Consider the following 26,272-nt stretch of genomic DNA (forward strand, 5'->3'; position numbering starts at 1 on the left):
ATCGGCACCTATACATGGAGGGCTGTGTTTAGAGATAGTTTTGATAAGTTACACGAAGAAACAGGTTCGGTTACGATTGTAAGATAATTTACATAGCGAAAAAGCAACCTTTGGGTTGCTTTTTCGTCTATAAAAAAGTTATATTTTGAACATTTGTATATATATTTGAAAAATTTTAAAACTATGCATCGATTATTTTATTTTGTAGTTTTTCTATTGATTTATCACCCATCATTTTCGCAATGGACAAAAACTTGGGGTGAAGAAAAGGCTTTTATTGAAAATAAAGGACAATTTGAAGCATTGTATTCCATTCCTGATAAAAGTCCCATACTCTTTGCTTATGATGGAGAAAAAGAAGACTATTTTTTTACCAAAAATAAATTAATTTTCAGATTTATCACCATTGAAAAAAAAGAAAAAGAAGAAAATGAATTTGAAGAGATGCAAAAATTTGCTAAAAAAGGATTAACTGCTGCTGAATGGCATAAACATGAAGTTGAGGAAATGAGTGGAAAATTAAAAAAAGAATTTATTACAGCTGAGTGGATCGATGCAAATCCCAACGTAGAAGTTATTGCAGACAAAAAAACATCCTATTACCACAACTACTCTTATAAAAAAAATAACCAGTGGAAAGAAATAAACTTCATACCTTCTTACGAAAAAATTACATATAAAAATCTGTATCCAAACATTGATGTAATATATGAATTTCACCCCAAAGAAGGAATAAAATATTCCGTTTATATTCACCCCGGAGGTGATATATCCAAAATAAAACTCCGGTATTCTCATCCCATAAAAATCAATTCAGAGGGAAATATTATTATAAAATCAAAATTAGGACAAATAATAGAATATGCTCCAGTTTCATTTTATAGCGATAATAAACAAAAAATTACAACTTCATTTGTTGATGATAAAAACATAATTAGCTTTAAATTTTTTGAACATGTAAATGCAAATAAAACTATAATTATCGATCCCTGGGTTGTAAGTACCACATTTAATTCATCTACAGCTGCATGGGAAGTAGAAACTGATCAATCGGGAAATGTATATGTTATAGGTGGTGAAACACCTATGAAATTACAAAAATATAATAGTAGTGGTGTTCTTCAATGGACCTATACTACTTCTTGGGATACTGCCAGCGTATGGCTTGGTACTTTAGCTACTGATAATACTGGTAATAGTTATATTACTTCTGGAGTTTCTCCAGAAATAAAAAAAATAAATTCAACAGGAACTTCAGTATGGTCAAATACAGGCTTAAATAGTTCATGCGAATATTGGTCAATTACTTTTAATTGCGATAAAACTAAACTTATTGTTGGTGGAACATACGTTCCTAATATGTTAAGTATGGATTTTTCTTCAACTATCTATGATATTGATATTAATAATGGTAACGTGCTTGGTCATGTTGAGTTTGAAACAACAAATATAGGAGGAGTTCAAATTCCACCTGTAACTCCAATTGAAGTTCGCTCAATTTCAGCATCTAAAAATGCCAAATACATATATCTAACTCATAATTCAGTAGGTGCCATTAATCAAAATATTTCATTATGCCCAACTGATCAACCTGTTTTTCATATTGACAATGGGCATCATTTAGGATACAAGTGTGAAAATTATTTACCGGCGACTCAAAACGGTGGTGGATTAAAAGCAATCATTTCGAATGATAATTTCATTTATACACATGCCGGCGATAAAATTTATAAACGCTCATTATTCAACGGTAGTTTGATCGCTCAAGCTAATATACCCAATGGAGGAGCTACATCAACTCTTGGAGCATTAGTTGTTGAAAATAGTGGACTTGCTGTGGATAATTGTGGAAATGTTTATGCCGGCTCAAAGAATAAAGTCATAAAGTTCGACCCTGATCTTAATATTTTAGGTCAATATAATGTAAGCATGACGGTTTATGATGTTGCTGTTAACAATAATGGAGAAGTTGTTGCCGTTGGTGCTCAATCTGATAATCAAGCTACCAATAGAAATGGTAAAATTGAATCTATTAATGCGAGTGCTTGTGCTCAATATTACCCAATATGCTGCGATGCCAATATTTGCCCAGTAGGTCCATTCTGCCCTACCGATGCTCCTGTTAATTTAATTGGTGGCACTTCTGGTGGTACATGGAGCGGACCCGGTATTACAAATCCAACAGCCGGTACCTTTGACCCTTCGGCAGCTGGAGAAGGCATCCATACTATTTATTATACCTTAAGCTGCGGTACAGATTCAGTAGAAATCACTGTACTCGCATGTACACCTATCACTGTTTGCTTTGATGGAACGAATCTACAAGCTTCAGGTGGTAGTAACACTATACAATGGCAAACGCAAACGCAAACCACATCTACACCTGCAAATGCTGCCGAATGTATTGCTTGTGGTGGAACTCCAGTTACAGCTCCTATAATTGGAACCTATTTAAGCTGTGATCCCCCTGTATGTACCATAACCTCATGGACTACCTATGCTACTGGTTATACAGCTTCTCAACCTTCTTCATGGCCATTACAAGTTACAGACGGAACAAATACACTAACATACAACGACCTCGCTTCGATACCATCATGCGGTAACTGCACACCACCTACACTTTCGAATACAGTTACCAATGAAACTTGTATCGGTTCAAATAATGGAGCCATCAATCTAACCGTTAATGGAACCAGTACCTATACCTATCATTGGACTGGACCTAATGGTTTTACCTCCAATGTAGAAGACCCCAGCAATTTAGCTCCTGGAACTTACAACGTAACTGTAACTGATGCTACCAATTCAACATGTACCGCAACGGCTACTATTACCGTAAATGCAGGAAGCCCCAACCCTACTCCAACCATATCAGGCTCAACCACTTTTTGTGTCGGAAGTTCAACTACCCTCGATGCAGGAAGTTATAGCTCATATCTGTGGTCAAATAATGCTACTACCCAAACCATTAGCGTAAATACAGCTGGACCGTATTCGGTAACGGTTACAAATGCAAATGGATGTACCGGTGTGGCATCGGTTAACGTTACTCAATCAAATAGTTTATCACCAAACATTATTGGAACCTTAGCAATTTGCTCTGGCGCTTCAACAATTTTAGATGCAGGAACCGGTTATGCCAGTTATCAATGGAGCACAACAGAAACAACACAAACCATCACTGTTACAACCGCTGGTCAATACTCAGTAACTGTATCGGACGCAAGTGGATGTACTGGTATTGATCAGGTTAATGTGCAGGTATCTACCAATCCCACACCTACAATAACAGGGAATACAAACATTTGTGCAGGTTCATCTACAACACTTGATGCCGGGAACGGTTATGCTTCATACCTATGGAGCAATAATGCACAAACTCAAACAATAACAGTAAATACAGCAGGAAACTTCTCTGTTACTGTTACTAATAGCGATGGATGCTCAGGTTCCGCACAAGTTACTGTAAATGTTACCAACAACCCCAATGCAAATGCTGGAATTGACGGAAACACTTGTGGATTCACTTATACGCTTAATGCAATTCCTTCAGGCGGCAGCACTGGTGTTTGGACATTTAACGGACCCGGCAGTGCAACATTCTCATCCAATACCGATCCTCAAGCAACAGTAAATGTTAGTACCCCCGGTACTTATCACTTTATATGGACCGAAACAGTTTCGAGCAACTGTACGGGTTCAGATACCGTTCAAGTCAATTTCTATACTGCTCCAACCAGTTCATTTACAGCTACAACTATTAACTGTATGGGAGGCAGCTCTACTATAACCTATACTGGAACAGGAAGCTCTAACGCTTCGTTCAATTGGTCGTGGGATGGCGGCAATGCAATACCAGGTAATGGCATAGGCCCTCATATTGTATCGTGGACTACACCAGGAACATATACCATTACCCTAACTGTTAGCGAAAATGGTTGTACTTCAAGCCCAACTTCCATTCAGGTTACTAACCCAAGCGGAATGACTTCTTCCATTACTAAGACTGATATTGTTTGTTATGGTCAAACATCCGGAAGTATTAATTTAACTGTCAATGGAGGAACCTCTCCTTACACATACCATTGGAACAATGGTGCAACCGTAGAAGATTTAATCAATATTCCTGCAGGCGACTACTTTGTTACGATAACCGATGCCGGTGGATGTAGTATAACAGATGGCACTTCTATAAGTTCACCCAACGAGTTAACTATTGCTATTACCCCAAGTCAATCAATATGCTTTGGACAATCTGCCACGCTAAATATAACAGCAACCGGTGGCACAGCTCCTTATACATATTATTGGAACAATCAGGCTTCGAATGCAACAATAACCATTAATCCTCAAAATACAGTTACTTATTCAGCGTATGCTATTGATGCCAATGGCTGTATGAGCAACCAATTATCAACTACTGTTTATGTATCTGGACCTCTTCATGTCGATTTAATTGCTAACCCTACCCGAATATGTCCGGGTGAAGTTGTATTATTAAGCCCTGTCGTATATGGGGGTGTTGGTGCTCCTTACACACTTTATAATCAAAATGGTGATATAGTAACTAACCCGATATACATTTATCCTAACCATACCGGTTATTATTGGATAAAAGCCGAAGATGCATGTGGCACTTCGGACTCAGCCGGTGTAACCATCACCGTTTTACCATTACCACCTGCTGGAGCACTTGCCGATACCGTTCAAGGTTGTGAACCATTGACGGTTCATTTTATTGAGGTTAACCCCGATAGTGGTCGCACTTATGTTTGGGATTTTGGCGATCAAAGTAACCTTTCCTTAGCTAAAAATCCAACTCATACTTACACTCAACCGGGCACGTTTAATGTAACACTCACCGTTACTTCACCCGAAGGATGTAAAACGGTAGCAACCTATAATAATATGATAACTGTATGGCCTGCCCCCAATGCGCAATTTATCTGGAATCCTGAATATGTATCGGAAGTTAAACCCGTTATTGATTTCACCAATTTATCTACCTTAGCTATAGCTTATCGTTGGATTTTTGGTGACGGTGATTCCACCAATCTGATGAATCCGTCTCATCGTTTCCCACAAGCAGGTAATTATGAAGTGTTGCTTCTGGCATATAGCGATAAAGGTTGTATTGATTCAGCTAAAGCCATCATAAAAGTTTTAAAAGAATATACCTTTTACGCACCTACCGGTTTTAGTCCAAATGGCGATGGAATAAACGACTACTTTTATATCATGGCTCATTCTATTATTGAAGAAGATTTCAAAATTGAAGTTTATGACCGTTGGGGCGAGGTTATTTGGAGCTCAGATAAATTCTATTTAGATGCTGAACAAAGTGACAAATGGGATGGTAGCGTTAAAGGCGGAGAAATTGCCCCAGTTGGCACCTATACATGGAGGGTTTTATTTAGAGACGATCAACATAGATTACACGAAGAAACCGGTGCCATAAACATTATTCGATAATAAAATTGTTTAAATTTACTTTGTCCTAAATATTCATTTTTAAATGCGTAATCGATAAAGTGCTTTTAATTCATTTTAAAACTTTAGAATTGAATCAATTACTAAATCGGAATCATCCTAACTAAATCAAGTAGTTCGTCTCATAGTTCGCTCCTATTGGTTAACTTTGAATTAACCAATGTAAAGTAAATATCAAGACCTTTGTAACACTTCTTTTTTTGGTCGAGGCCAACCCTTTTGTCGTCATTCTGAGCTTGTCGAAGAATGACTCCAATGCTTATTAAGGTTTGTGAATGGTTATACCTCGACAGGCTTGATATGACGGTGGGTGTAGGGTTTATTCTTCTAAAAATATTACTATTTTTATTAGCCTGATTGTATTTTTTTTTGCAAAACTTCTTTTTCGTTTTTTCGCACGTAGTGAAGCAATCTATAAATTATTGAAAATAAGATTGATTTTTTTATTGCAATAACGAATACTGTTGTTTTATTTTAGTTTTGCAAAGGTCACATATCTTCATTATACGCATTATATATCAGATATGAATAGTAATTACAAATAATCGCTGCTTTATAGAATAAAAAAAGGCTACCTTTTTGAGGCAGCCACTTTTTTAGACATATAAATATTGTAAAATTATTCTTGTGTGTTTGTGTCGTTATTATCAGCAGCCGTATTTTCTGAATTAGTTGTAGCTTTTTTCTTAGCTCCACCAGCACGTCGAGTACGTGGTTTCTTAGCTTTTGTTGTTTCTGTTTTAGCTGATAACATATTTTCATTGTAATCAACTAATTCGATTCTACACAGTTTTGCATTATCACCAGGTCTTGATTCCAGTTTTAAAATACGTGTATATCCACCTGGTCTATCAGCAACCTTTTTTGAAATTTCCTTAAACAATTCGCTAACAGCTTTTTTATCTTTTAAGCTGCTGAATACATGGCGTCTATTCGCTGTGGTATCTTCTTTAGATTTTGTAATTAAAGGCTCAACAAAAGTTCTCAAAGCCTTTGCTTTTGCTACCGTTGTAGTAATTCCTTTATGAAGAATAAGAGAAACAGCCATATTGGCTAACATAGCCTTACGGTGCGAACTGGTTCTTCCTAAATGATTAATTTTCTTTCCGTGTCTCATTGCTTTAATCTTTGTCTAATTTATACTTAGAAATATCCATACCGAACATTAGTCCCATATTAGTTAAAAGGTCCTCAAGTTCAGTTAATGATTTTTTACCAAAATTTCTAAACTTTAATAAATCGTTCTTATTAAAGGTTACTAATTCACCCAACGTTTCAATATCGGCTGATTTTAAGCAGTTAAGTGCTCTTACCGATAAATCCATATCTGTTAATTTAGTTTTTAATAACTGACGCATCCGGAGTGTTTCTTCGTCGAATTCGTCGTTATCGAGCTGTTCATCATGTTCAAATCCGATTTTTTCATCGGAGAATAACATAAAATGATAAATTAAAATCTTTGCTGCTTCTTTTAAAGCATCTAAAGGGAGTATTGAACCGTCGGTATCTATTTCTATAATAAGCTTTTCGAAATCGGTTTTTTGTTCAACGCGAACATTTTCAACGTAATATTTAACATTCTTAATAGGAGTAAAGATAGAATCCATTGGAATGATGCCGATTTCCATGTCGTCGGTTTTGTTTTCTTCGGCAGTAACATAACCTCTTCCTTTATTGATCCACAATGTTAAATGTAACTTAACATTGGGTTCCATATGGCATATTTCCAATTCTGGATTTAAAACAGTAAAACTGGTCAAAAATCGGGTTATATCACCAGCCTTAAAAGTATCTTGTCCGCTTATGGTAATATTGATAACTTCATTATCAATACCATCCAATTGTCTTTTAAAACGAACTTGTTTTAGGTTTAAAATTATTTCAGTTACATCTTCAACTACCCCTTTTATAGTAGAAAATTCATGGTCAACTCCATCAATTTTCACGCGTGTAATTGCATAACCTTCTAATGATGAAAGTAATACTCTTCTGAGCGCATTACCGACCGTTAATCCGTATCCAGGCTCTAAAGGACGGAATTCGAATTTTCCGTGCTTGTCGGTAGACTCGAGCATTAAAACTTTATCAGGTTTTTGGAAAGCAAGTATTGCCATATTATTTTAAGTATTTTATTTTGAATACAATTCGACGATAAGTTGTTCTTTAATATTTTCGGGGATAGCTTCACGTTCGGGTAACATTACATATTTACCGGTCATTGTTGTAGCATCCCATTCTAACCATGGATATTTAGTATGATTGGCATGAGCAAGTGAATTTGTAACAACTTCTAATGATTTTGAACGTTCACGAACAGATACCAAATCACCAGGTTTTAATATCATTGAAGGGATATTAGAAACTCTATTGTTTACTAATATGTGACGATGGCTAACAAGTTGACGAGCTGCATCGCGCGTTGGTGCAATTCCTAAACGATATACTATATTATCTAAACGTGATTCGAGTATTTGTAATAATACTTCACCTGTAACGCCTTTTTTGCGTATAGCCATGCCGAAATATCTACGGAATTGACGTTCTAAAACTCCGTAGGTATATTTTGCTTTTTGTTTTTCTCTTAACTGAACACCATATTCTGTTGTTTTTCTACGACGGTTAACGCCGTGCATTCCAGGTTGATGTTTTTTGCGTTCAAATACTTTATCGGGTCCGTATATAGGTTCACCGAATTTTCTAGCTATGCGTGTTTTAGGTCCTTTATATCTTGCCATTTACCTATTATTTTAAGATTAAACTATACTCTTCTTCTTTTTGGAGGACGACAACCATTATGGGGTAATGGAGTAACGTCAATGATTTCAGTAACTTCTATTCCAACTGATGCGATAGAACGAATAGCAGATTCACGTCCAGCTCCAGGTCCTTTAACGAATACTTTTACTTTACGTAATCCTAAATCGTAAGCTATTTTAGCACTTTCTTCAGCTGCTACTTGTGCAGCATAAGGAGTGTTCTTTTTTGAGCCTCTGAATCCGTTTTTACCTGCTGATGACCACGAAATAACTTCGCCATCATTGTTTGTTAGGCTAACGATTACGTTGTTGAAAGAAGTATGGATGTGTGCTTGTCCAACTGCTTCAACTTTAACATTTTTTTTCTTTGTTACTTTTGCTGTTTTTTTTGCCATAAGTCAATTCAATTATTTAGTGGCTTTCTTTTTATTTGCTACGGTTTTCTTTCTTCCTCTACGTGTACGGGCATTGGTTCTTGTTCTTTGTCCACGAACAGGTAAGCCTGCTCTATGACGAACACCGCGATAACAACCAATATCCATTAAACGTTTAATATTTAGTTGAACTTCGGAACGTAACTCACCTTCTATTTTAAGGTTTTGAGCAATGTAATTTCTTATTTTTGTCATTTGCTCGTCGTTCCATTTTTCAACTTTTAGGTTTGGATCAACACCTGTTTCTTTTAAAATTTTCTTTGCTGTACTACGGCCAATGCCAAAAATGTACGTAAGCGATATTTCGCCTCTTTTCTTATCCGGTATGTCTACACCTGCGATACGTGCCATATTATTTTTTCTTTAAAAAGGTTACAAAATTAATAAATTATCCTTGACGTTGTTTATACTTAGGATTTTTTTTGCTAATAACATAAAGACGACCTTTACGTCTTACAATCTGGCAGTCTTCACTTCGCTTTTTAATAGAGGTTCTTACTTTCATTTTTCTTTAATTTTATTTGTATCTAAAACTTATTCTTCCCTTTGTTAAATCGTATGGCGACATTTCAACGCGTACTTTATCTCCAGGTAAAATACGAATATAATTCATTCGCATTTTTCCAGAAATATGCGCTGTAATGATGTGACCATTTTCTAACTGCACTCGAAACATCGCATTCGATAATGCTTCTATAATGGTTCCATCTAATTCTATGGACGGTTGTTTTGCCATACTTACATTTTAATTGTTTTCTATATATTTATATGTTGTTAATATTTCTGTTTTATCTTTTAATATGGCAACAGTGTGTTCAAAGTGTGCACTAGGTAACAAGTCTTTAGTAACTATTGTCCAACCATCGCTTTCTTGAAACACGTCTTTTTTGCCCATATTAATCATTGGCTCAATTGCAATGGTCATTCCTTCTTTTAATGCAACACCTTTTCCAGCTTTGCCATAGTTAGGAATTTGAGGTTCTTCGTGTAAAGATTTTCCGATACCATGTCCAACTAATTCTCGAACTACTGAGAAACCATTTCTTTCGGCATACGTTTGTATGGCAGATCCTATATCACCAATTCTTTTTCCAACTTTAGCTTCGTTTATGCCCAAATATAAACATTCTTTGGTAACATTAACCAATTTCTGAACATTTGGGTGTACATTGCCCACTATAAACGTATAGGCCATATCGGAATGATAACCTTTATACTTAACACCTCCATCAACGGAAATAATATCGCCTTCTTTTAAGGTATAATTAGAAGGTATTCCATGTACTACCTGATGATTAACAGATATACATAATGTAGCAGGATACCCACTATATCCCTTAAAATTTGGCTTTGCACCTTTTGAAAGAATGAACTCTTCTGCAGCTATATCTATATCTTTAGTTTTTACACCTGGTTTTATAAATTGTTTGATAAAACCAAATGTTTGAGATAGAATTTCTGCACTTTCTTTCATTATTGCAATTTCTTCCGCTGTTTTAATAAAAATCATCAAAGAACCTAATTTATTAAACTACATTGCAGCAACACCTGCTGAACGTCCTTTTATACGACCACTTTTGGTAAAACCATCGTAATGACGCATAATTAAATGGCTTTCTATTTGTTGCAATGTATCTAATACTACACCAACCAAAATTAATAATGATGTTCCACCGAAAAATTGTGCAAATTGATTATTAATTCCAAGCAATACAGCAAATGCTGGCATAATAGCTACAATACCTAAAAACACAGAACCTGGTAATGTGATTCGCGACATGATGGTATCAATAAATTCAGCAGTTTTTTTACCTGGTTTCACACCTGGTATAAATCCACCATTTTTTTTCATATCATCCGCCATTTGAATAGGGTTCATAATAATGGCAGTATAAAAATATGTGAAAATAATGATAAGTATGAAAAATAGAAAATTATACCAAAAACTTGTGTAACGTGTAAACGACGCTGCAAAACCCGATGTTGAATTTGTAAATCCAATGATAATGGTAGGTATAAACATAAGTGCCTGTGCAAAAATAATGGGCATAACACCTGCAGCATTTATTTTTAAAGGAATATATTGACGAACTCCACCATATTGTTTATTACCAACAATACGTTTTGCATATTGTACAGGAATTCGACGAGTTCCTTGAACTAATAAAATACTTCCAGCAATAACTAACAATAAGAATAAAATTTCAATTAATAATACAATTAGTCCACCATTTCCTTGTAAGCGTGATGCAAATTCAGCTCCAAAAGCCATGGGCAAGCGAGCAATAATACCTATCATGATGATAAGAGAAATACCATTACCTATTCCTTTATCGGTTATTTTTTCGCCTAACCACATAACAAAAATAGTTCCAGCTGTTAGTATAATCATACTGGAAATAGTAAAGGCTCTTCCACTTATAACAAAAGCAGATTCGGGTAGCTGATAATGTAAATTGGTTAAGTAACTAGGAGCTTGCAAAAAGAGTATGAGAACAGTTAAATAACGAGTAATTTGGTTAATTTTTTTACGTCCACTTTCACCTTCTTTTTGTAAACGTTGAAAGTATGGAATAGCAATTCCCAAAAGTTGTACAACAATAGAAGCTGAAATGTAAGGCATAATACCCAATGCAAAAATAGAAGCATTAGAAAATGCTCCACCTGAGAACATATCTAATAACCCTAATACGCCTTCAGATGTTTGACGTTTTAAATTTTCTAATTGTGATGGGTCAATACCAGGTAATACCACAAATGAACCCAATCTATAAATCAATAAAATTCCAAGAGTATAAAAAATACGAGTTCTTAACTCTTCAATTTTATATATATTTTTTAATATTTCGATAAATCGTTTCATGTACTATAATTTAGTCACTTTACCATCAACAGCTAAAATTGCTTTTTCGGCAGTTGCACTAAAAGCATGTGCTTTAACTTCAACCTTTTTTGTTAATGTACCAACACCTAATATTTTTACTAAACAGTTTTTAGGTATTAATCCATATTCGTACATTAATTCAGGATCAATAACCGTAACATTGGTATCGTTAACTAATTGTTCAATAACTGCAATATTAACGGCTTTATATTCTTTACGGTTAATATTTTTGAATCCAAACTTTGGGGATGTACGTTGTAAAGGCATTTGACCTCCTTCAAAACCTCTTTTTCGACTATAGCCCGAACGTGATTTAGCACCTTTATGACCACGTGTAGATGTACCTCCTTTACCAGAACCTTCACCACGTCCTAAACGTTTTTTTTCACGATGTACTGAACCTTCAGCCGGTTTTAAATTACTTAAATCCATATCTTCAATTTTTATAAATATTCAACTTTAATTAAATGTTTAACTTTTTTAATCATCCCTTCGATTTGTGGTGTAGCTTCGTGTTCAACAGTTTGATGCATTCTTTTTAAACCTAGCGCATCGAGTGTTGCACGTTGTCTGGGATCTTGTCCGATTCTACTTTTGGTTTGTGTAATTTTAACTCTTTTCATAATTAGCTAGCTTAACCGTTAAAAACTTTATCAATTGGAATATTTCGTTGTTGAGCTACTGTATATGCGTCTCTCATTTCTGTAAGAGCTTTAATAGTAGCTTTAACTAAATTATGAGGATTGGAGCTTCCTTTAGATTTAGCAAGCACATCTTTTATACCAACGCTTTCTAAAACTGCACGCATAGCACCACCGGCTTTTACACCTGTACCACTGGATGCAGGTTTAAGAAATACATGAGCACCACCAAATTTAGCTTCTTGTTCGTGTGGTATAGTACCTTTTAATATGGGGACTTTTATTAAATTCTTTTTTGCTTCTTCAACAGCTTTAGCAATTGCTGTGGTTACTTCGTTAGCTTTACCTAAGCCATAACCAACAATACCATTTTCGTTGCCTACAACAACGATAGCTGCAAAGCTAAAATGACGACCACCTTTTGTTACTTTGGTAACTCTATTTACAGCGACTAAGCGGTCTTTTAATTCTAAGTCGGTTGTTTTTATTTTTCTAATTCCTGTTAACATAAGCATTAAAATTTAAGTCCTCCTTCGCGAGCAGCATCAGCCAAAGATTTAACTCTTCCATGGTATAAATAACCATTTCTATCGAATACAACAGATGTAATACCGGCTTCGATAGCTTTTTTTGCGATTAATTTACCAACCTCAGCAGCTTTTTGAGTTTTATTACCTTGAATTTGCATAATTTCTTTTACTCTGGATGATGCAGAAACCAAAGTTTTTCCGTTTAAATCGTCAATGATTTGAACAGAAATATGGCTATTGCTGCGAAAAACTGACATTCTAGGTTTTTCGGTTGTTCCGTAAATTTTTTTACGGATTCTCATTTTAATTTTTTTTCTGCGTTCTAATTTTGTGTTTGCCATAGTTTAATATTATTTAGCAGCAGATTTTCCTGCTTTACGACGTAATACTTCTCCAACGAATTTAATACCTTTACCTTTATATGGTTCGGGTTCACGATACGAACGTATTTTGGCTGCAATTTGCCCTACGAGTTGTTTATCCGCACTTTTTAGTGTGATAATAGGATTACCTCTACGTTCTGTTACTGCTGTTACTGTAACTTCTTTGGGCATTTCGAAAATAATATCGTGCGAATATCCCAACGAGAGAGTTAAAAGCTGACCATTAGCTTCGGCTTTATATCCAACTCCAACTACTTCTTGTTGTATCGTCCAGCCTTGCGAAACACCTATAACCATATTATTTATTAAGGAGCGATATAATCCATGTAAGGCTCGATGTTGTTTTTCATCACTTGGACGCTCAATTGTTATAATATTGTTTTCAATATTAACTTTAAATGATGGATCTATTTTTTGTGTTAATTCTCCTAAAGCTCCTTTAACTTTTACAACACCGTCTTGATAAGTAACTTGTACTTTATCGGGTATTTGTATGGGTAATTTACCTATTCTTGACATGGTCTTTATTTTTTAATTTTTAATATACGTAGCATATAATTTCTCCACCAATTCCTTTTTGACGAGCTTCTTTATCGGTAAGCAGTCCTTGAGATGTAGAGATAATAGCAATTCCTAATCCGTTAAGTACACGAGGTAATGTTTTACTGGGTGAATATTTTCTTAAACCAGGGGTACTTACTCTTTTTAAGTTTTTAATAGCTGATTCTTTGGTATCGGGGTTGTATTTTAATGCGATTTTTATGGTTCCCTGAACTCCATCGTCTTCAAACTTATAATTTAAGATATAACCTTTTTCGAATAAAATTTTGGTTATTTCTTTTTTCAAATTTGAAGCTGGTATTTCAACCACACGATGTCTTGCCTTTACGGCATTTCTGATACGGGTCAGATAATCTGCAATTGGATCGGTCATTTTATAATTATTTTTTAAGGTTACCAACTAGCTTTTTTAACTCCGGGAATAAGACCATTAGAAGCCATTTCGCGGAAAGTAATACGGCTTAAGCCAAATGTACGCATATAGCCTTTGGGACGCCCTGTTAACATACAGCGATTATGTAATCTGGTTTTAGAGCTATTGCGAGGTAATTTTTGTAATGCTGTATAATTACCTTCAGCTTTGAGTTGTTTACGAATTTCTTCGTATTTATCATACAAAGCTTTGCGTTTGCGTTCGCGGGCTTTCATTGATTCTTTTGCCATATTCTAATTCTTTTTAATATTTTTAAATGGAATTCCAAAATGTTTTAACAATGCGAATGCTTCCTCGTCGGTTTTGGCTGTAGTTGTAAAGGTAATTTCCATGCCTTTAATTTTAACTACTTTATCGAGGTCTATTTCGGGAAAGATGATTTGTTCTGATACGCCTAATGTATAATTACCACGTCCATCAAGCTTAGTATTAACGCCTTTAAAATCGCGAATACGTGGCAATGATATACAAATAAGACGTTCAAGAAATTCGTACATTCTATCTTTGCGAAGTGTAACTTTAACACCGATAGGCATGCCTTTACGAAGCTTAAAATTAGATATGTCTTTTTTAGACATTGTAATTACAGGTTTTTGTCCTGTAATAGCAGATATTTCGTTAACTGCAATTTCAATAAGCTTTTTATCTGCAACGGCTTCGCCTAATCCTTGATTTACAACAATTTTTTCTAAACGAGGAACCTGCATAATAGATTTATACTGAAATTCTTTCATTAAGGCAGGAACTATTTCCTCGGCATATTTTTTTCTGAGTGATGGTACGTATTCCATTACTTAATCTCCTCTCCAGATTTTTTAGCTATACGAACTAATTTATTATCATTGTTTAAACGACGTCCAATACGAGTTGGTTTGCCTGTTGAAGGATCTTTTAACATTAGATTAGAAACATGAACAGGAGCTTCTTTTTTAAGTATACCACCTTGTGGGTTTTTAGCATTGGGTTTTGTGTGCTTAGATACTAAATTTACACCCTCAACAATAGCGGTATTTTTTTCGTAATTAACAGAAAGAACTCTTCCTTCTTGACCTTTTGAATCGCCTGCTATTACTATAACAGTGTCGCCTTTTTTTATGTGCATCTTCTTTGCCATAGCGTATAATGTATTAAAGCACTTCGGGTGCTAATGAAACAATTTTCATGTATTGTTTTTCGCGAAGTTCGCGAGCTACAGGTCCAAATATACGAGTTCCGCGTATTTCATCGGCCTGATTTAATAATACTACCGCATTATCATCAAATCTGATATATGAACCATCGCGGCGGCGTATTTCTTTTTTTGTTCTTACAACAACAGCTTTTGTAACTGTTCCCTTCTTAATTTCTGAAGAAGGTATAGCCGATTTAACAGTAACAACAACCTTATCGCCAACAGTGGCATATTTTTTTCCGGAACCACCAAGTACTCTAATACAAAGTACTTCTTTGGCTCCGCTATTATCGGCAACTACTAATCTTGATTCTTGCTGTATCATAATTATTTAGCTCTTTCTATTATTTCTACTAATCGCCAGCATTTATTTTTGCTTAATGGTCTGGTTTCCATGATTTTTACTACATCGCCAATGTTGCTTTCATTTTTTTCATCGTGTGCCATGTAGCGTGTAGTTTTGTTAACAAATTTACCGTATTTTGGGTGTTTTACTTTTCGTTGTTCAGCAACAACAATAGATTTATTCATTTTATTGCTAACAACAACACCTATACGAACTTTTCTTGAATTTCTATTTTCCATGCTTAAGAAATCTATTTATTTTGTTCTTTTAATTGACGTTTACGTAACTCAGTCATCAAACGTGCAATAGTGCGACGTGTTTGACGAATTTTCATCGGATTATCAAGAGGATTAATATGATGATTAAGTTTCATTTTGGTAAGCATCATCTTTTCATCTTGAATTTTTTCGATGAGTTCTTTGGTTGTTAAGTCTATTATTTCAACTTTTTTCATAATTATAAAGTTTCAGTATAGTTTGGGTGAATAATTAACTTAGTATTAACGGGCAATTTTTGTGCACCTAAACGTAAAGCTTCTTTTGCAACTTCTAATGATACACCGTCAATTTCGAACAAAATACGACCTGGTGTAACAGGGGCAACGAAGCCTTCGGGGGCACCTTTACCTTTACCCATACGAACTTCTGCGGGTTTCTTTGTAATAGGTTTATCGGGAAATATTCTTATCCACAATTGACCTTCACGTTTCATATAACGTGTAATAGCTTGACGTGCTGCTTCAATTTGACGGCTCGTTATCCACGCTTGTTCTAAAGTTTTTATTCCAAACTGTCCGAAAGCTAGTGTTGTTCCGCGTTGTGCAACACCTTTCATTCTTCCTTTTTGTTGCCTTCTGTATTTTGTCTTGCTAGGCTGTAACATGGTAATTTATTTTAAATTATTTTTTACGTCTTTGAAATCCTTTAGGTTTGGGTTTATTTTGTTTGGATTCGCTTACAGGAGCAATTTCGCGTTTACCGTATACTTCTCCTTTGCAAATCCATGTCTTAATGCCCATTAAACCTGTTTTTGTTAATGCTTCTGCTAAAGCATAATCAATATCCGCTCTGAATGTATGTAAGGGTATACGACCTTCTTTGTAAGTCTCTCTACGAGCCATTTCAGCTCCATTAATACGCCCAGAGATGGTAACTTTTATACCTTCGGCTCCCATACGTATAGCAGATGCAATAGCCATTTTAATAGCTCTACGATATGCAACTTTGCCTTCAATTTGACGGGCTATATTGCTTGCAACTAAATATGCATCGACTTCGGGACGTTTTATTTCAAATATATTTAATTGCACTTCTTTACCGGTAATTTTTTTGATTTCTTCTTTTAATTTATCGACTTCTTGTCCAGCTTTACCGATTATTGTTCCGGGACGTGCAGTATGTATTGTAACGTTTAACAATTTAAGTGTACGTTCAATAACAATTTTTGAAACACTCGCTTTAGCTAAACGTGTGCGTAAATATTTACGTATTTTGTAGTCTTCTACAATTTTATCGCCATATTTACGACCACCATACCAATTGGAATCCCATCCAAGGATAATTCCTAAACGATTACTGATTGGATTAACTTTTTGTCCCATTAAGCTTCTTGATTTTGTGTTTGACTATAATTACTTCCTAAAATAAGCGTAACATGATTCGATCTTTTTCTGATTCGATAAGCTCTACCTTGTGGTGCAGGTCTTAAACGTTTTAACATTGTTGCAGAATCTACATAAATTTCTTTTACATAAAGATTTGCATCCTCGATACGTACGCCTTCGTTTTTAACTTGCCAATTTGCGATAGCAGATAGTAATAATTTTTCGAGTGTTAAGGCTTGAGCTTTTTCAGTATATTTAAGTATATCGAGTGCACGTTTTACATCTACTCCTCTGATTAAGTCGGCAATTAATCTCATTTTACGAGGTGATGTGGGATAATTTTTTAATCGTGCAACTACCATATTTTTTTGTTGCTCTTTACGGGCATCGGCCGATATTTTTTTTCTGGAACCCATAGTTTTATTTTTTTCTATTATTTATTCTTTTTATTTCCAGCATGACCTCTAAAAATACGTGTAGGCGCAAATTCTCCAAGTTTATGTCCTACCATATTTTCGGTAACATATACGGGTATAAATTTATTACCGTTGTGAACATTGATAGTTAAACCCACAAAGTCAGGAGATATAACAGAAGCACGTGACCATGTTTTTATTGGTTGACGTTTTCCGCTTTCTTGCATTTGTATTACTTTTTTTTCGAGCTTATAATAAATATAAGGACCTTTTTTTAATGATCTACTCATAGGTTAACTACTTTTTACGACGTTCAACAATGAATTTATTGGTAGGATTCTTTTTTCTGCGTGTTTTTAGACCTTTTGCATATAGTCCTTTACGGCTTCTTGGATGACCACCTGAAGCTTTGCCTTCACCTCCACCCATTGGATGGTCAACAGGGTTCATTGCTACGCCTCTATTTCTTGGACGACGACCCAACCAACGACTTCTACCTGCTTTACCACTCATTTCGAGAAAATGGTCGGGATTTGAAACCATTCCAATGGTAGCTTTGCACGTAACTAAAACTTTGCGAGTTTCGCCAGATGGCATTTTTAGTATTGCAAAACGTCCTTCGCGTGATAATAGTGTAGCATAAGAACCAGCACTACGAGCAAAAGCACCACCCTTGCCTGGTTGTATTTCTACATTATGCACATTGGTACCTAAAGGTATATCAGATAGATATAAAGCATTGCCAATTTCTGGTGCAACATTTTTACCTGACATTAAGGTTTGACCTACTTGAATATTTTGTGGTGCAATAATATAGCGTTTTTCACCATCTTTATAGGTTAATAATGCAATACGTGCACTTCTGTTGGGATCGTATTCTATTGCACTAACAACGGCAGGTATATTATCTTTATCGCGACGAAAATCAATAACACGATAATGACGTTTATGACCACCACCTATGTAGCGCATGGTCATTTTACCTGTATTGTTGCGACCACCAGATTTTCTAAAAGGTGCTAATAACGATTTTTCTGGAAAAGATTTGGTTATCTCTTCAAAAGAGCTTATTGCTTTAAATCGTTGTCCTGGTGTAACCGGTTTTAATTTTCTTACTGCCATGGGTTTTAAATATTGCTATAAAAATCAATTTTTTGTCCTTCTGCTAATGTTACAATGGCTTTCTTGTATGAGCTTTTACGCCCTTTTAAAATGCCAGCTTTTGTATAACGAGATACTCTTTTACCTCGTTGAACAATAGTATTTACATCAGCTACTTTTACATTGTATAATTTTTCAACTTCGCGTTTAATTTGAAGTTTAGTAGCTTCTTTATGAACCATAAAGCCATACTTATTTAAAGTATCACCCATTTGGTTCATTTTTTCTGTAACTAAAGGACGAACTATTATATCCATTTACTTTAATCTTTTAATAAATTTTGTTCTAAAACTGCAAGTGCACCCTCTTCGATAGCTAAAACTTTAGCATCTAAAATATCATAAGTATTTAATTGAGAAGCAGTTACAACTTTAGAACCTTTTAAATTTCGAGATGACAAATATACATTATTTTTTGATTCGTTCAGCACCAATAACATTTTTTTATCAAAAATTTGTAATTTTTTTTGCATTTCAACCATTTGTTTGGTTTTGGGCTGTTTAAAATTCACTGATTCTAGTATTATAATAGCATTTTCTTTTGCTTTGGTTGCCAATGCTGATTTACGTGCTAAAAGTTTTACTTTTTTGTTAACTTTTAGGCTATAATCGCGAGGAACAGGTCCAAATGCACGGCCTCCACCAACAATAGTAGGAGACTTTATGCTTCCAGCACGTGCACCACCAGTCCCTTTTTGGCGTTTAAGTTTTTTTGTACTTCCCGAAACTTCGTTTCTTTGTTTTGCTTTATGAGTACCTTGTCTTTTGTTTGCTAAAATTGCTTTAACATCAAGGTACATAGCATGAGCATTAGGCTCAATGCCGAAGATGGCATCGTTTAATTTAACGGTTTTGCCAACTTCTTCTCCTGCGATATTATATACTTTCAGTTCCATTATTTTTCTACTATTATGTAAGACCCTTTAGGACCTGGTACAGATCCTTTTACTACTAATATATTTTGTTCAGGAATAAGTTTTACTATTTGCATGTTAATCATCTTAACCGTTTTATTTCCTGTTCGTCCGGCCATGCGCATACCCTTAAATACTCTTGAAGGAAAAGAGCTTGCACCCAATGAGCCAGGAGCCCTGAGACGGTTATGTTGACCGTGAGTTTGACCGCCAACTCCGCTAAAGCCATGACGTTTAACGACCCCTTGAAATCCTTTACCTTTAGAAACTCCTGTTACATCTACAAAATTGTCTTCTTTAAAGATTTCAGCTGTAATCACATCGCCTAATTTGTAATCGCCTTCAAATGCTTTTAATTCGCGAACAAAGCGTTTTGGATTTGTATTTGCCTTTTTAAAATGTCCTAATAAAGGCTTCGGGGTGTTTTTTTCTTTACAATCGTCGAAGGCCAATTGTAGAGCATTATAACCATCTTTTTCGATAGTTTTGACCTGTGTAACAACACAGGGACCAACTTGTAAAACAGTGCATGGAATATTTATTCCCTCAGCACTGAAAATCGAAGTCATTCCGATTTTTTTACCTAGTAGTCCAGCCATTTTGATTTAATTTTATTGATTAAAGAACTTTGATTTCTACTTCTACACCACTGGGTAGTTCTAGCTTCATTAAAGCATCTACGGTTTTGGCGTTTGTGCTATAAATATCTAAGATTCTCTTATGAGAAGTTAATTGAAATTGTTCACGCGATTTTTTATGAACAAAGGTTGAACGGTTTACTGTAAAAATTCTTTTGTGTGTTGGTAGTGGTATAGGGCCACGTACAACTGCGCCAGTTGTTTTTACAGTTTTTACAATCTTCTCAGAAGATTTGTCGACCAAATTATGGTCGTAAGATTTCAATTTTATGCGTATTTTCTGATTCATAATATATTATTGGTTTATCAATAATTGTTTTCCTGTTACTTTTTTAACAATTTCAGCTGCTAATTCAAATGGCATAGCTTCGTAATGACTAAATTCCATGGTAGATGAGGCTCGGCCAGAAGTCAGAGTTCGTAATATGGTTACATATCCGAACATTTCGGCTAAAGGAACTTGTGCTTTTATAATTCTTGCTCCTAATTTAGATTCTGTTTCTAGCACCATTCCTCTACGTCTGTTGATATCGCTTAATACTTCGCCAACATAATCTTCGGGAGTAACCACTTCTAATTTCATAATTGGTTCCATTAGGGTTGCTGAGTTTTTTTGACCTACAGCTCTAAAGGCTAAGTTAGCAGCGATTTCGAATGCGGTTACATCTGATTCACCTTGTATATGATTGGCTTCGTGTAAGATTACTTTCATGTTTTCTATTGGATAACTGGCTAAAGGTCCATTCATCATAGCCATTTTGAGCGAACGCTCTACAGCACGTATATATTCTTGTGGAAAATTTTTATCAGCTATTTCAGAAATAAATTGCAAGCCCGATATTCCTTTATCTGAAGGTCCAATGGTGATTGTAATTTCAGCAAATTTATTTTTACCTCCCAGTTGTTTTTTAAATGTTTCGGTATGCTTTACAGAAGAAGTAAAAGCTTCCTTGTAAGCAACCATAGGATTACCTTTATTAACGGGTAAATTAAATTCGCGTTTTAATCTGTCTAAAACGATATCAAGATGAAGTTCGCCCATACCATTAATAGTAGTTTGTCCTGTAGATTCATCATATTTAACACTAAAGGTAGGGTCTTCTTCGGCTATTTTTGATAATGATTGGGTTAGTTTATCAATGTCACCCTGATTGATGGGTTCAACTGCAATGCTAATAACAGGTTCGGGGAATTCAATACTTTCTAAATATATTGGGTGTTTGTCATCGCAAACCGTATCGCCTGTTTTAACGTCTTTTAAACCTACGCATGCACAAATATCGCCAGCTTCGATACTATCTATAGCATTTTGCTTATTTGCATGCATTCTAAACAATCGTGTAATGCGTTCTTTTCTTTGAATTCGAGGATTATAAACTTGTTCTCCACTATTAAGTTTTCCTGCGTATATTCTTAAATATACTAAACGGCCAACAAATGGATCGGTAGCAATTTTAAATACTAAAGCTGTAAACGGGTCGTCAATAGAAGGGTTTCGTTTTTCTTCCTTATTGATTATTGGATTGATACCAGTTACAGCGGGTAAATCTTCGGGGCTAGGTAAATAAAGTGTAATGGCATCGAGAAGTGTTTGAATTCCTTTGTTTTTGAAAGCAGAACCACATAAAACAGGAACGCCTTTTAATTGTAATGTTATATTACGCAGTGCATGATAGATTTCTTCTGTGCTAATATTTTGTTTATTGTTTAAATATTTATCGAGAATGATGTCATCGTATTCCGCAATCTTTTCGAGCATTTTATCTCTCCACTCTTCTGCTATTTCATTAAAATCTGAAGGGATTTCTTGAACTTGATAAGAAGCACCTAGGGTTTCGTCGTCCCAAATTATTGCTTTCATTTGAATAAGATCGACAACGCCTTTAAAATGCTCTTCAATACCTATGGGTATTTGAACCGGTATTGGATTGGCTTTTATTTTTGATTGCATTTGCATAATAACCCCATAATAATCGGCACCTACTCTATCGAGTTTATTAACAAATGCAATACGTGGAACATGATATTTATTTGCTTGACGCCATACTGTTTCGGATTGTGGTTCAACCCCACCTACTGCACAAAATACAGCAATAGCTCCATCGAGTACCCTAAGTGATCGTTCTACTTCTACTGTAAAATCGACATGTCCTGGGGTATCAATAATATTTATTTTATACTCTTGATTATTGTATTTCCAATATGTAGTAGTAGCGGCAGAAGTAATGGTAATACCACGTTCTTGTTCTTGAACCATCCAATCCATCGTAGCAGTTCCTTCGTGAACTTCACCCATGCGATGGTTAATGCCTGTATAATAAAGAATACGCTCGGTAGTTGTTGTTTTACCGGCGTCGATATGTGCCATGATACCAATATTGCGGGTATGTGTAAGATCTTTTGCCATTTTACTACTTCAAAGAACTCTTTTAAAAGCGGAAGTGTGAAAAAGCTTTATTAGCTTCGGCCATTCGGTGAATTTCTTCTTTACGTTTAAAAGCTCCGCCTTCGTTATTATATGCAGCAATAATTTCAGCAGATAATTTTTCAGCCATGCTACGTCCACTGCGTTTGCGTGCAAACTGAATAATATTTTTCATGCTTATTGCTATTTTTCGATCTTCGCGAATTTCAGTAGGAACTTGGAAAGTAGCACCGCCGATACGACGACTTTTAACTTCTACTTGAGGTGTAACATTTTCTAAAGCCTTTTTCCAATAATCTAATGGTTCTATTCCAGCTTCTTTAGCTTTTTTATCTAGCATTTCAATAGCTTCATAAAAAATTTTAAAAGCAGTAGATTTTTTGCCTTCGTACATTAGATTATTTACAAAGCGAGTAACTAGTATATCGTTATACTTGTAATCTGGAAGTAAAATTCTACGTTTGGCTCTCGATTTTCTCATAATATATATATTATTAAATAGGTGTTACATTATTTTTTTGCTGCTGCTGTTTTTTTAGGACGTTTAGCACCATATAATGAGCGACCTTGTTTACGTCCTTCAACTCCAGCCGTATCTAAAGCTCCACGTATGATATGGTAACGTACACCAGGTAAATCTTTTACACGGCCTCCACGAACCAGTACGATGGAGTGTTCTTGTAAGTTATGTCCTTCACCAGGAATGTATGCAATTACTTCTTGCTGGTTAGTTAGACGTACTTTAGCAACTTTACGCATTGCTGAATTAGGTTTTTTAGGTGCTGTAGTATATACACGTGTACAAACACCTCTGCGTTGTGGACATGAATCGAGCGCTCTAGATTTGCTCTTCACTTCTACCTTGTTGCGACCTTTTCGCACCAATTGTTGTATTGTTGGCATACTCTAATGTTTAGATATTTTTTAGTTTAAAAATTGGTCTGCAAAGGTACAACATAATTTTTTTAAATACAACACTATCAGTATTTTTTTTTCAAACAAATAAGATTTTTTTTATTACCCTTTATTTATAACGTTTAATAATATTTTCAACAAGAACATTCATGTCCGTTAAGATTATATAAAAAAAAGATTTATTTTATCTCAATCATATACTTTATTTATTTTTCAAATTATCAAATTAGTTTTTTCATTTTATTATTGTAAAAATGGAAAAATCTATGTAAGTTTGTGCCCATTTTTAATGCATGTATAATTGACAAATAATTAAATAATTAACTAACATGAAAGTTTATAAAACAGACCAAATTAGGAACATCGTATTACTTGGTAATTCGTCTTCTGGTAAAACATCATTAGCTGAATCCATTTTATTTATAACTGGAGTCATCTCTAGAAAAGGTGATGTTTCGAGCAAGAACACTGTTTCCGATTTTAACGAAATTGAACAAAACAATGGTTGTTCTATTTTTTCATCATTGATGCAAACAGAATTCAATGATAAAAAAATTAATTTGCTCGACAACCCTGGTTTTGATGATTTTAATAATGCTATTTATTCGTCGCTCAAAGTTGGTGATGCTGCTCTTTTACTTATCAATGCTCAAAATGGTGTTGAAGTTGGCACACAAATTCAAATGCGTTATATTGAAAAATTTCAAAAACCATTTGCTATTGTTATAAACCAAGTTGATCACGAAAAGGCAAATATTGAACATGTATTAGAAAATATTAAGTCGTTTATAGGCAATAAAGCGGTTGCTATTCAGTTTCCAGTTGAAACGGGTTCTAATTTCAATGCCATTGTTGACGTAGTAAAAATGAAGATGCTTACCTACAAAGATGAAAGTGGTAAAGCAACCATTTCCGATATACCAGCCAACTTAATGAATCATGCTGAAGAGTTACGCAATGCATTAATTGAAGCAGCAGCTGAGAATGACGAAAAACTTATGGAAAAATTCTTTGAGCAAGGGACACTCGAAGAAGAAGAAATTGCCCAAGGCCTTAAGCTCGGAATATTAAACAACTCGCTTTTCCCAATTTTATATACTTCGGCTAAGAAAAATATAGGTGTTGATCGTTTATTAGAATTTATAGGCACAAGCATGCCCAATCCAACCGAGGTTCCACCTCTAAAGACAGTCGATGGCAAAGAAATAAAAATTGATCCCAATGGTCCAGCTATTGCCTTTGTATTTAAAACATCAACCGAACAACATATTGGCGAAATTAACTACTTTAAAGTTATCTCAGGCGAATTAACCGAAAGCATTGACTTAACCAACAACAATACTCAAACCAAAGAACGTTTAGCTCAATTATTGCTTGTAAATGGTAAAAATCGTGTAAAGATTGAAAAAATAATTGCTGGAGATTTAGGTGCAACCGTTAAATTAAAAAACACAAAATTTAATCACACTCTTTCGGCAGCTGGTAACGATATTATTATCGAACCCATCGCCTTCCCCGAACCACGTTATCGTACGGCGATAAAAGCTGTTAACGAAAGTGATGAAGAAAAATTAGGTGAAGCTCTTAACCGAATGCACACCGAAGATCCCACTATTCTTGTAGAATACTCAAAAGAATTAAAACAAATCATTGTTTCTGGTCAAGGCGAATATCATTTAAACATTTTAAAATGGCACTTAGATAATATTTTCAAAATTCCGACTGAATATTTAGCACCCAAAATTCCATACCGTGAGACAATTACCAAAGCTGCTCAAGCAGATTATCGTCATAAAAAACAAACGGGTGGTGCCGGACAATTTGGTGAAGTACATTTAGTTATTGAACCATACGTAGAGGGCATGCCCGACCCAGTTAAATTTAAATTTGGTTCAAAAGAAATTAACCTTAGCATTCGTGGTAAAGAAGAGATTGATTTACCATGGGGTGGCAAATTAGTTTATTACAACTGTATTGTTGGAGGTTCTATTGATGCACGCTTTATGCCTGCTATCTTAAAAGGAATCATGGAAAAAATGGAAGAAGGTCCTCTTACGGGTTCTTATGCACGCGATATTCGCGTAGCTGTTTACGACGGTAAAATGCACCCCGTTGATTCAAACGAAATCTCTTTCCGTTTAGCTGGTCGTAATGCCTTTAAAGAAGCATTTAAAAATGCTGGTCCTAAAATTATGGAACCTATTTACGATGTTGAAGTTTGGGTTCCTAGCGAAAAAATGGGTGATGTTATGAGCGATTTACAAACCCGTCGTGCTATAGTTATGGGAATGAATAGCCAAAAAGGATTCGAAGTTATTAAAGCTAAAGTACCTTTAGCAGAAATGAATAAATATTCAACTACCCTTAATTCTATAACGAGTGGACGTGCTATGTATTTTATGAAATTCGCTGAATATGCTCAAGTTCCAGGTGAAATTCAAGAAAAACTACTTAAAGAATACGAAGCACAAGCTAAAGAAGAAGAATAATATTTTATTCTATATTATTACAAAAGCAGGCTGTCTCAAAAGAGCAGCCTTTTTTATTATTTATATAAAAAACATTCCTT

Annotated in this window: 35 protein-coding genes; 2 read left to right on the forward strand and 33 right to left on the reverse strand. The window is 35.0% G+C overall.

The annotated features are described in order from the left end of the window. Nucleotides 1-183 precede the first annotated feature (183 nt). Nucleotides 184-5,475 (forward strand): PKD domain-containing protein, encoded by a 5,292-nt coding sequence (locus tag HPY79_07215; GenBank protein ID NSW45585.1) that lies wholly within the window; start codon nt 184-186, stop codon nt 5,473-5,475. A gap of 637 nt (nt 5,476-6,112) precedes the next feature. Here HPY79_07215 and rplQ read toward each other — a convergent pair. Genes rplQ through HPY79_07380 form a run of 33 tightly spaced genes read right to left on the reverse strand, consistent with a single transcriptional unit; the run spans nt 6,113 to nt 23,691 of the window. After that, nucleotides 6,113-6,610, reverse strand: coding sequence for a 50S ribosomal protein L17 (gene rplQ / locus HPY79_07220; GenBank protein NSW45586.1), 498 nt, complete (start codon nt 6,608-6,610; stop codon nt 6,113-6,115). Between the two features lie 4 nt (nt 6,611-6,614). Continuing rightward, entirely contained in the window at nt 6,615-7,607 is a 993-nt protein-coding gene (locus tag HPY79_07225; protein NSW45587.1) for a DNA-directed RNA polymerase subunit alpha, read from the reverse strand. Between the two features lie 15 nt (nt 7,608-7,622). Beyond that, a complete protein-coding gene (rpsD, locus tag HPY79_07230) occupies nt 7,623-8,228 on the reverse strand; it encodes a 30S ribosomal protein S4 (GenBank protein NSW45588.1) in 606 nt (201 codons plus the stop codon). A 23-nt stretch (nt 8,229-8,251) separates the two neighbouring features. Further along, a complete protein-coding gene (gene rpsK, locus HPY79_07235) occupies nt 8,252-8,644 on the reverse strand; it encodes a 30S ribosomal protein S11 (protein NSW45589.1) in 393 nt (130 codons plus the stop codon). A 12-nt stretch (nt 8,645-8,656) separates the two neighbouring features. Next, on the reverse strand, nt 8,657-9,034 hold the full coding sequence (gene rpsM / locus HPY79_07240; GenBank protein NSW45590.1) for a 30S ribosomal protein S13: 378 nt from the start codon (nt 9,032-9,034) through the stop codon (nt 8,657-8,659). A gap of 37 nt (nt 9,035-9,071) precedes the next feature. Beyond that, nucleotides 9,072-9,188: a 50S ribosomal protein L36 gene (gene rpmJ / locus HPY79_07245; GenBank protein NSW45591.1), complete on the reverse strand. Its 117-nt coding sequence runs from the start codon at nt 9,186-9,188 to the stop codon at nt 9,072-9,074. A 12-nt stretch (nt 9,189-9,200) separates the two neighbouring features. Continuing rightward, nucleotides 9,201-9,419: a translation initiation factor IF-1 gene (gene infA / locus HPY79_07250; GenBank protein NSW45592.1), complete on the reverse strand. Its 219-nt coding sequence runs from the start codon at nt 9,417-9,419 to the stop codon at nt 9,201-9,203. Nucleotides 9,420-9,428: 9 nt separating this feature from the next. Continuing rightward, the gene (map, locus tag HPY79_07255; protein NSW45593.1) at nt 9,429-10,193 is read right to left on the reverse strand and encodes a type I methionyl aminopeptidase; all 765 of its coding nucleotides are present in this window, start codon (nt 10,191-10,193) and stop codon (nt 9,429-9,431) included. Between the two features lie 21 nt (nt 10,194-10,214). Then, on the reverse strand, nt 10,215-11,546 hold the full coding sequence (secY, locus tag HPY79_07260; GenBank protein ID NSW45594.1) for a preprotein translocase subunit SecY: 1,332 nt from the start codon (nt 11,544-11,546) through the stop codon (nt 10,215-10,217). Nucleotides 11,547-11,549: 3 nt separating this feature from the next. Next, nucleotides 11,550-11,999 carry a 50S ribosomal protein L15 gene (rplO, locus tag HPY79_07265; GenBank protein ID NSW45595.1) on the reverse strand — a complete coding sequence of 150 codons (450 nt, stop codon included), beginning with the start codon at nt 11,997-11,999 and terminating at the stop codon, nt 11,550-11,552. A gap of 11 nt (nt 12,000-12,010) precedes the next feature. Next, complete coding sequence (gene rpmD, locus HPY79_07270) at nt 12,011-12,193, reverse strand: 50S ribosomal protein L30 (protein ID NSW45596.1); 183 nt, start codon at nt 12,191-12,193, stop codon at nt 12,011-12,013. 8 nt (nt 12,194-12,201) lie between these two features. Beyond that, a complete protein-coding gene (gene rpsE, locus HPY79_07275) occupies nt 12,202-12,717 on the reverse strand; it encodes a 30S ribosomal protein S5 (GenBank protein NSW45597.1) in 516 nt (171 codons plus the stop codon). Nucleotides 12,718-12,722: 5 nt separating this feature from the next. Next, complete coding sequence (locus HPY79_07280; GenBank protein ID NSW45598.1) at nt 12,723-13,079, reverse strand: 50S ribosomal protein L18; 357 nt, start codon at nt 13,077-13,079, stop codon at nt 12,723-12,725. A gap of 9 nt (nt 13,080-13,088) precedes the next feature. Further along, complete coding sequence (gene rplF, locus HPY79_07285) at nt 13,089-13,640, reverse strand: 50S ribosomal protein L6 (GenBank protein NSW45599.1); 552 nt, start codon at nt 13,638-13,640, stop codon at nt 13,089-13,091. A 19-nt stretch (nt 13,641-13,659) separates the two neighbouring features. Then, a complete protein-coding gene (gene rpsH, locus HPY79_07290) occupies nt 13,660-14,055 on the reverse strand; it encodes a 30S ribosomal protein S8 (GenBank protein NSW45600.1) in 396 nt (131 codons plus the stop codon). Between the two features lie 20 nt (nt 14,056-14,075). Then, complete coding sequence (rpsN, locus tag HPY79_07295; GenBank protein ID NSW45601.1) at nt 14,076-14,345, reverse strand: 30S ribosomal protein S14; 270 nt, start codon at nt 14,343-14,345, stop codon at nt 14,076-14,078. Nucleotides 14,346-14,348: 3 nt separating this feature from the next. Next, nucleotides 14,349-14,906 carry a 50S ribosomal protein L5 gene (gene rplE / locus HPY79_07300; GenBank protein NSW45602.1) on the reverse strand — a complete coding sequence of 186 codons (558 nt, stop codon included), beginning with the start codon at nt 14,904-14,906 and terminating at the stop codon, nt 14,349-14,351. Next, complete coding sequence (gene rplX, locus HPY79_07305; GenBank protein ID NSW45603.1) at nt 14,906-15,217, reverse strand: 50S ribosomal protein L24; 312 nt, start codon at nt 15,215-15,217, stop codon at nt 14,906-14,908. The genes rplE and rplX overlap by 1 nt, the downstream gene beginning before the upstream one ends. A 25-nt stretch (nt 15,218-15,242) precedes the next feature. Next, the gene (gene rplN, locus HPY79_07310; protein NSW45604.1) at nt 15,243-15,611 is read right to left on the reverse strand and encodes a 50S ribosomal protein L14; all 369 of its coding nucleotides are present in this window, start codon (nt 15,609-15,611) and stop codon (nt 15,243-15,245) included. 2 nt (nt 15,612-15,613) lie between these two features. After that, nucleotides 15,614-15,871: a 30S ribosomal protein S17 gene (rpsQ, locus tag HPY79_07315; protein ID NSW45605.1), complete on the reverse strand. Its 258-nt coding sequence runs from the start codon at nt 15,869-15,871 to the stop codon at nt 15,614-15,616. Between the two features lie 11 nt (nt 15,872-15,882). Then, the gene (gene rpmC / locus HPY79_07320) at nt 15,883-16,086 is read right to left on the reverse strand and encodes a 50S ribosomal protein L29 (GenBank protein ID NSW45606.1); all 204 of its coding nucleotides are present in this window, start codon (nt 16,084-16,086) and stop codon (nt 15,883-15,885) included. A 2-nt stretch (nt 16,087-16,088) separates the two neighbouring features. Then, nucleotides 16,089-16,514, reverse strand: coding sequence for a 50S ribosomal protein L16 (gene rplP, locus HPY79_07325; GenBank protein ID NSW45607.1), 426 nt, complete (start codon nt 16,512-16,514; stop codon nt 16,089-16,091). Between the two features lie 16 nt (nt 16,515-16,530). Then, on the reverse strand, nt 16,531-17,232 hold the full coding sequence (gene rpsC / locus HPY79_07330) for a 30S ribosomal protein S3 (protein ID NSW45608.1): 702 nt from the start codon (nt 17,230-17,232) through the stop codon (nt 16,531-16,533). Beyond that, nucleotides 17,232-17,651, reverse strand: coding sequence for a 50S ribosomal protein L22 (gene rplV / locus HPY79_07335; GenBank protein ID NSW45609.1), 420 nt, complete (start codon nt 17,649-17,651; stop codon nt 17,232-17,234). The genes rpsC and rplV overlap by 1 nt, the downstream gene beginning before the upstream one ends. Before the next feature lie 17 nt (nt 17,652-17,668). Then, complete coding sequence (gene rpsS, locus HPY79_07340; GenBank protein NSW45610.1) at nt 17,669-17,941, reverse strand: 30S ribosomal protein S19; 273 nt, start codon at nt 17,939-17,941, stop codon at nt 17,669-17,671. Nucleotides 17,942-17,948: 7 nt separating this feature from the next. Further along, nucleotides 17,949-18,773, reverse strand: a complete 825-nt coding sequence (rplB, locus tag HPY79_07345) for a 50S ribosomal protein L2 (GenBank protein NSW45611.1) — start codon at nt 18,771-18,773, stop codon at nt 17,949-17,951. 5 nt (nt 18,774-18,778) lie between these two features. Beyond that, nucleotides 18,779-19,069 (reverse strand): 50S ribosomal protein L23, encoded by a 291-nt coding sequence (gene rplW / locus HPY79_07350; GenBank protein ID NSW45612.1) that lies wholly within the window; start codon nt 19,067-19,069, stop codon nt 18,779-18,781. Between the two features lie 5 nt (nt 19,070-19,074). Next, nucleotides 19,075-19,707, reverse strand: coding sequence for a 50S ribosomal protein L4 (rplD, locus tag HPY79_07355; protein NSW45613.1), 633 nt, complete (start codon nt 19,705-19,707; stop codon nt 19,075-19,077). Next, the gene (gene rplC, locus HPY79_07360) at nt 19,707-20,324 is read right to left on the reverse strand and encodes a 50S ribosomal protein L3 (GenBank protein ID NSW45614.1); all 618 of its coding nucleotides are present in this window, start codon (nt 20,322-20,324) and stop codon (nt 19,707-19,709) included. The genes rplD and rplC overlap by 1 nt, the downstream gene beginning before the upstream one ends. Before the next feature lie 19 nt (nt 20,325-20,343). Further along, complete coding sequence (gene rpsJ, locus HPY79_07365) at nt 20,344-20,652, reverse strand: 30S ribosomal protein S10 (protein NSW45615.1); 309 nt, start codon at nt 20,650-20,652, stop codon at nt 20,344-20,346. 6 nt (nt 20,653-20,658) lie between these two features. Then, nucleotides 20,659-22,770, reverse strand: a complete 2,112-nt coding sequence (gene fusA / locus HPY79_07370) for an elongation factor G (protein ID NSW45616.1) — start codon at nt 22,768-22,770, stop codon at nt 20,659-20,661. A gap of 22 nt (nt 22,771-22,792) precedes the next feature. Next, nucleotides 22,793-23,269: a 30S ribosomal protein S7 gene (gene rpsG / locus HPY79_07375; GenBank protein NSW45617.1), complete on the reverse strand. Its 477-nt coding sequence runs from the start codon at nt 23,267-23,269 to the stop codon at nt 22,793-22,795. Between the two features lie 29 nt (nt 23,270-23,298). Next, complete coding sequence (locus tag HPY79_07380) at nt 23,299-23,691, reverse strand: 30S ribosomal protein S12 (GenBank protein ID NSW45618.1); 393 nt, start codon at nt 23,689-23,691, stop codon at nt 23,299-23,301. A gap of 341 nt (nt 23,692-24,032) precedes the next feature. Here HPY79_07380 and HPY79_07385 point away from each other — a divergent pair, with 341 nt between their 5' ends. Continuing rightward, nucleotides 24,033-26,192: an elongation factor G gene (locus tag HPY79_07385; GenBank protein ID NSW45619.1), complete on the forward strand. Its 2,160-nt coding sequence runs from the start codon at nt 24,033-24,035 to the stop codon at nt 26,190-26,192. Nucleotides 26,193-26,272: the final 80 nt, after the last annotated feature.

The organism is Bacteroidales bacterium (genome assembly GCA_013314715.1).
In the GTDB taxonomy this organism is placed as follows: domain Bacteria; phylum Bacteroidota; class Bacteroidia; order Bacteroidales; family GWA2-32-17; genus Ch61.

Coding starts and splice junctions, on each gene's coding strand:
- HPY79_07215 (NSW45585.1), top strand. CDS start 184: ATGCATCGATTATTTTATTTTGTAGTTTTTCTATTGATTTATCACCCA.
- rplQ (NSW45586.1), bottom strand. CDS start 6,610: ATGAGACACGGAAAGAAAATTAATCATTTAGGAAGAACCAGTTCGCAC.
- HPY79_07225 (NSW45587.1), bottom strand. CDS start 7,607: ATGGCAATACTTGCTTTCCAAAAACCTGATAAAGTTTTAATGCTCGAG.
- rpsD (NSW45588.1), bottom strand. CDS start 8,228: ATGGCAAGATATAAAGGACCTAAAACACGCATAGCTAGAAAATTCGGT.
- rpsK (NSW45589.1), bottom strand. CDS start 8,644: ATGGCAAAAAAAACAGCAAAAGTAACAAAGAAAAAAAATGTTAAAGTT.
- rpsM (NSW45590.1), bottom strand. CDS start 9,034: ATGGCACGTATCGCAGGTGTAGACATACCGGATAAGAAAAGAGGCGAA.
- rpmJ (NSW45591.1), bottom strand. CDS start 9,188: ATGAAAGTAAGAACCTCTATTAAAAAGCGAAGTGAAGACTGCCAGATT.
- infA (NSW45592.1), bottom strand. CDS start 9,419: ATGGCAAAACAACCGTCCATAGAATTAGATGGAACCATTATAGAAGCA.
- map (NSW45593.1), bottom strand. CDS start 10,193: ATGATTTTTATTAAAACAGCGGAAGAAATTGCAATAATGAAAGAAAGT.
- secY (NSW45594.1), bottom strand. CDS start 11,546: ATGAAACGATTTATCGAAATATTAAAAAATATATATAAAATTGAAGAG.
- rplO (NSW45595.1), bottom strand. CDS start 11,999: ATGGATTTAAGTAATTTAAAACCGGCTGAAGGTTCAGTACATCGTGAA.
- rpsE (NSW45597.1), bottom strand. CDS start 12,717: ATGTTAACAGGAATTAGAAAAATAAAAACAACCGACTTAGAATTAAAA.
- HPY79_07280 (NSW45598.1), bottom strand. CDS start 13,079: ATGGCAAACACAAAATTAGAACGCAGAAAAAAAATTAAAATGAGAATC.
- rplF (NSW45599.1), bottom strand. CDS start 13,640: ATGTCAAGAATAGGTAAATTACCCATACAAATACCCGATAAAGTACAA.
- rpsH (NSW45600.1), bottom strand. CDS start 14,055: ATGACCGATCCAATTGCAGATTATCTGACCCGTATCAGAAATGCCGTA.
- rpsN (NSW45601.1), bottom strand. CDS start 14,345: ATGGCAAAAGAATCAATGAAAGCCCGCGAACGCAAACGCAAAGCTTTG.
- rplE (NSW45602.1), bottom strand. CDS start 14,906: ATGGAATACGTACCATCACTCAGAAAAAAATATGCCGAGGAAATAGTT.
- rplX (NSW45603.1), bottom strand. CDS start 15,217: ATGCACATAAAAAAAGGCGACACTGTTATAGTAATAGCAGGCGATTCA.
- rplN (NSW45604.1), bottom strand. CDS start 15,611: ATGATACAGCAAGAATCAAGATTAGTAGTTGCCGATAATAGCGGAGCC.
- rpsQ (NSW45605.1), bottom strand. CDS start 15,871: ATGGAAAATAGAAATTCAAGAAAAGTTCGTATAGGTGTTGTTGTTAGC.
- rpmC (NSW45606.1), bottom strand. CDS start 16,086: ATGAAAAAAGTTGAAATAATAGACTTAACAACCAAAGAACTCATCGAA.
- rplP (NSW45607.1), bottom strand. CDS start 16,514: ATGTTACAGCCTAGCAAGACAAAATACAGAAGGCAACAAAAAGGAAGA.
- rpsC (NSW45608.1), bottom strand. CDS start 17,232: ATGGGACAAAAAGTTAATCCAATCAGTAATCGTTTAGGAATTATCCTT.
- rplV (NSW45609.1), bottom strand. CDS start 17,651: ATGGGTTCCAGAAAAAAAATATCGGCCGATGCCCGTAAAGAGCAACAA.
- rpsS (NSW45610.1), bottom strand. CDS start 17,941: ATGAGTAGATCATTAAAAAAAGGTCCTTATATTTATTATAAGCTCGAA.
- rplB (NSW45611.1), bottom strand. CDS start 18,773: ATGGCAGTAAGAAAATTAAAACCGGTTACACCAGGACAACGATTTAAA.
- rplW (NSW45612.1), bottom strand. CDS start 19,069: ATGGATATAATAGTTCGTCCTTTAGTTACAGAAAAAATGAACCAAATG.
- rplD (NSW45613.1), bottom strand. CDS start 19,707: ATGGAACTGAAAGTATATAATATCGCAGGAGAAGAAGTTGGCAAAACC.
- rplC (NSW45614.1), bottom strand. CDS start 20,324: ATGGCTGGACTACTAGGTAAAAAAATCGGAATGACTTCGATTTTCAGT.
- rpsJ (NSW45615.1), bottom strand. CDS start 20,652: ATGAATCAGAAAATACGCATAAAATTGAAATCTTACGACCATAATTTG.
- fusA (NSW45616.1), bottom strand. CDS start 22,770: ATGGCAAAAGATCTTACACATACCCGCAATATTGGTATCATGGCACAT.
- rpsG (NSW45617.1), bottom strand. CDS start 23,269: ATGAGAAAATCGAGAGCCAAACGTAGAATTTTACTTCCAGATTACAAG.
- HPY79_07380 (NSW45618.1), bottom strand. CDS start 23,691: ATGCCAACAATACAACAATTGGTGCGAAAAGGTCGCAACAAGGTAGAA.
- HPY79_07385 (NSW45619.1), top strand. CDS start 24,033: ATGAAAGTTTATAAAACAGACCAAATTAGGAACATCGTATTACTTGGT.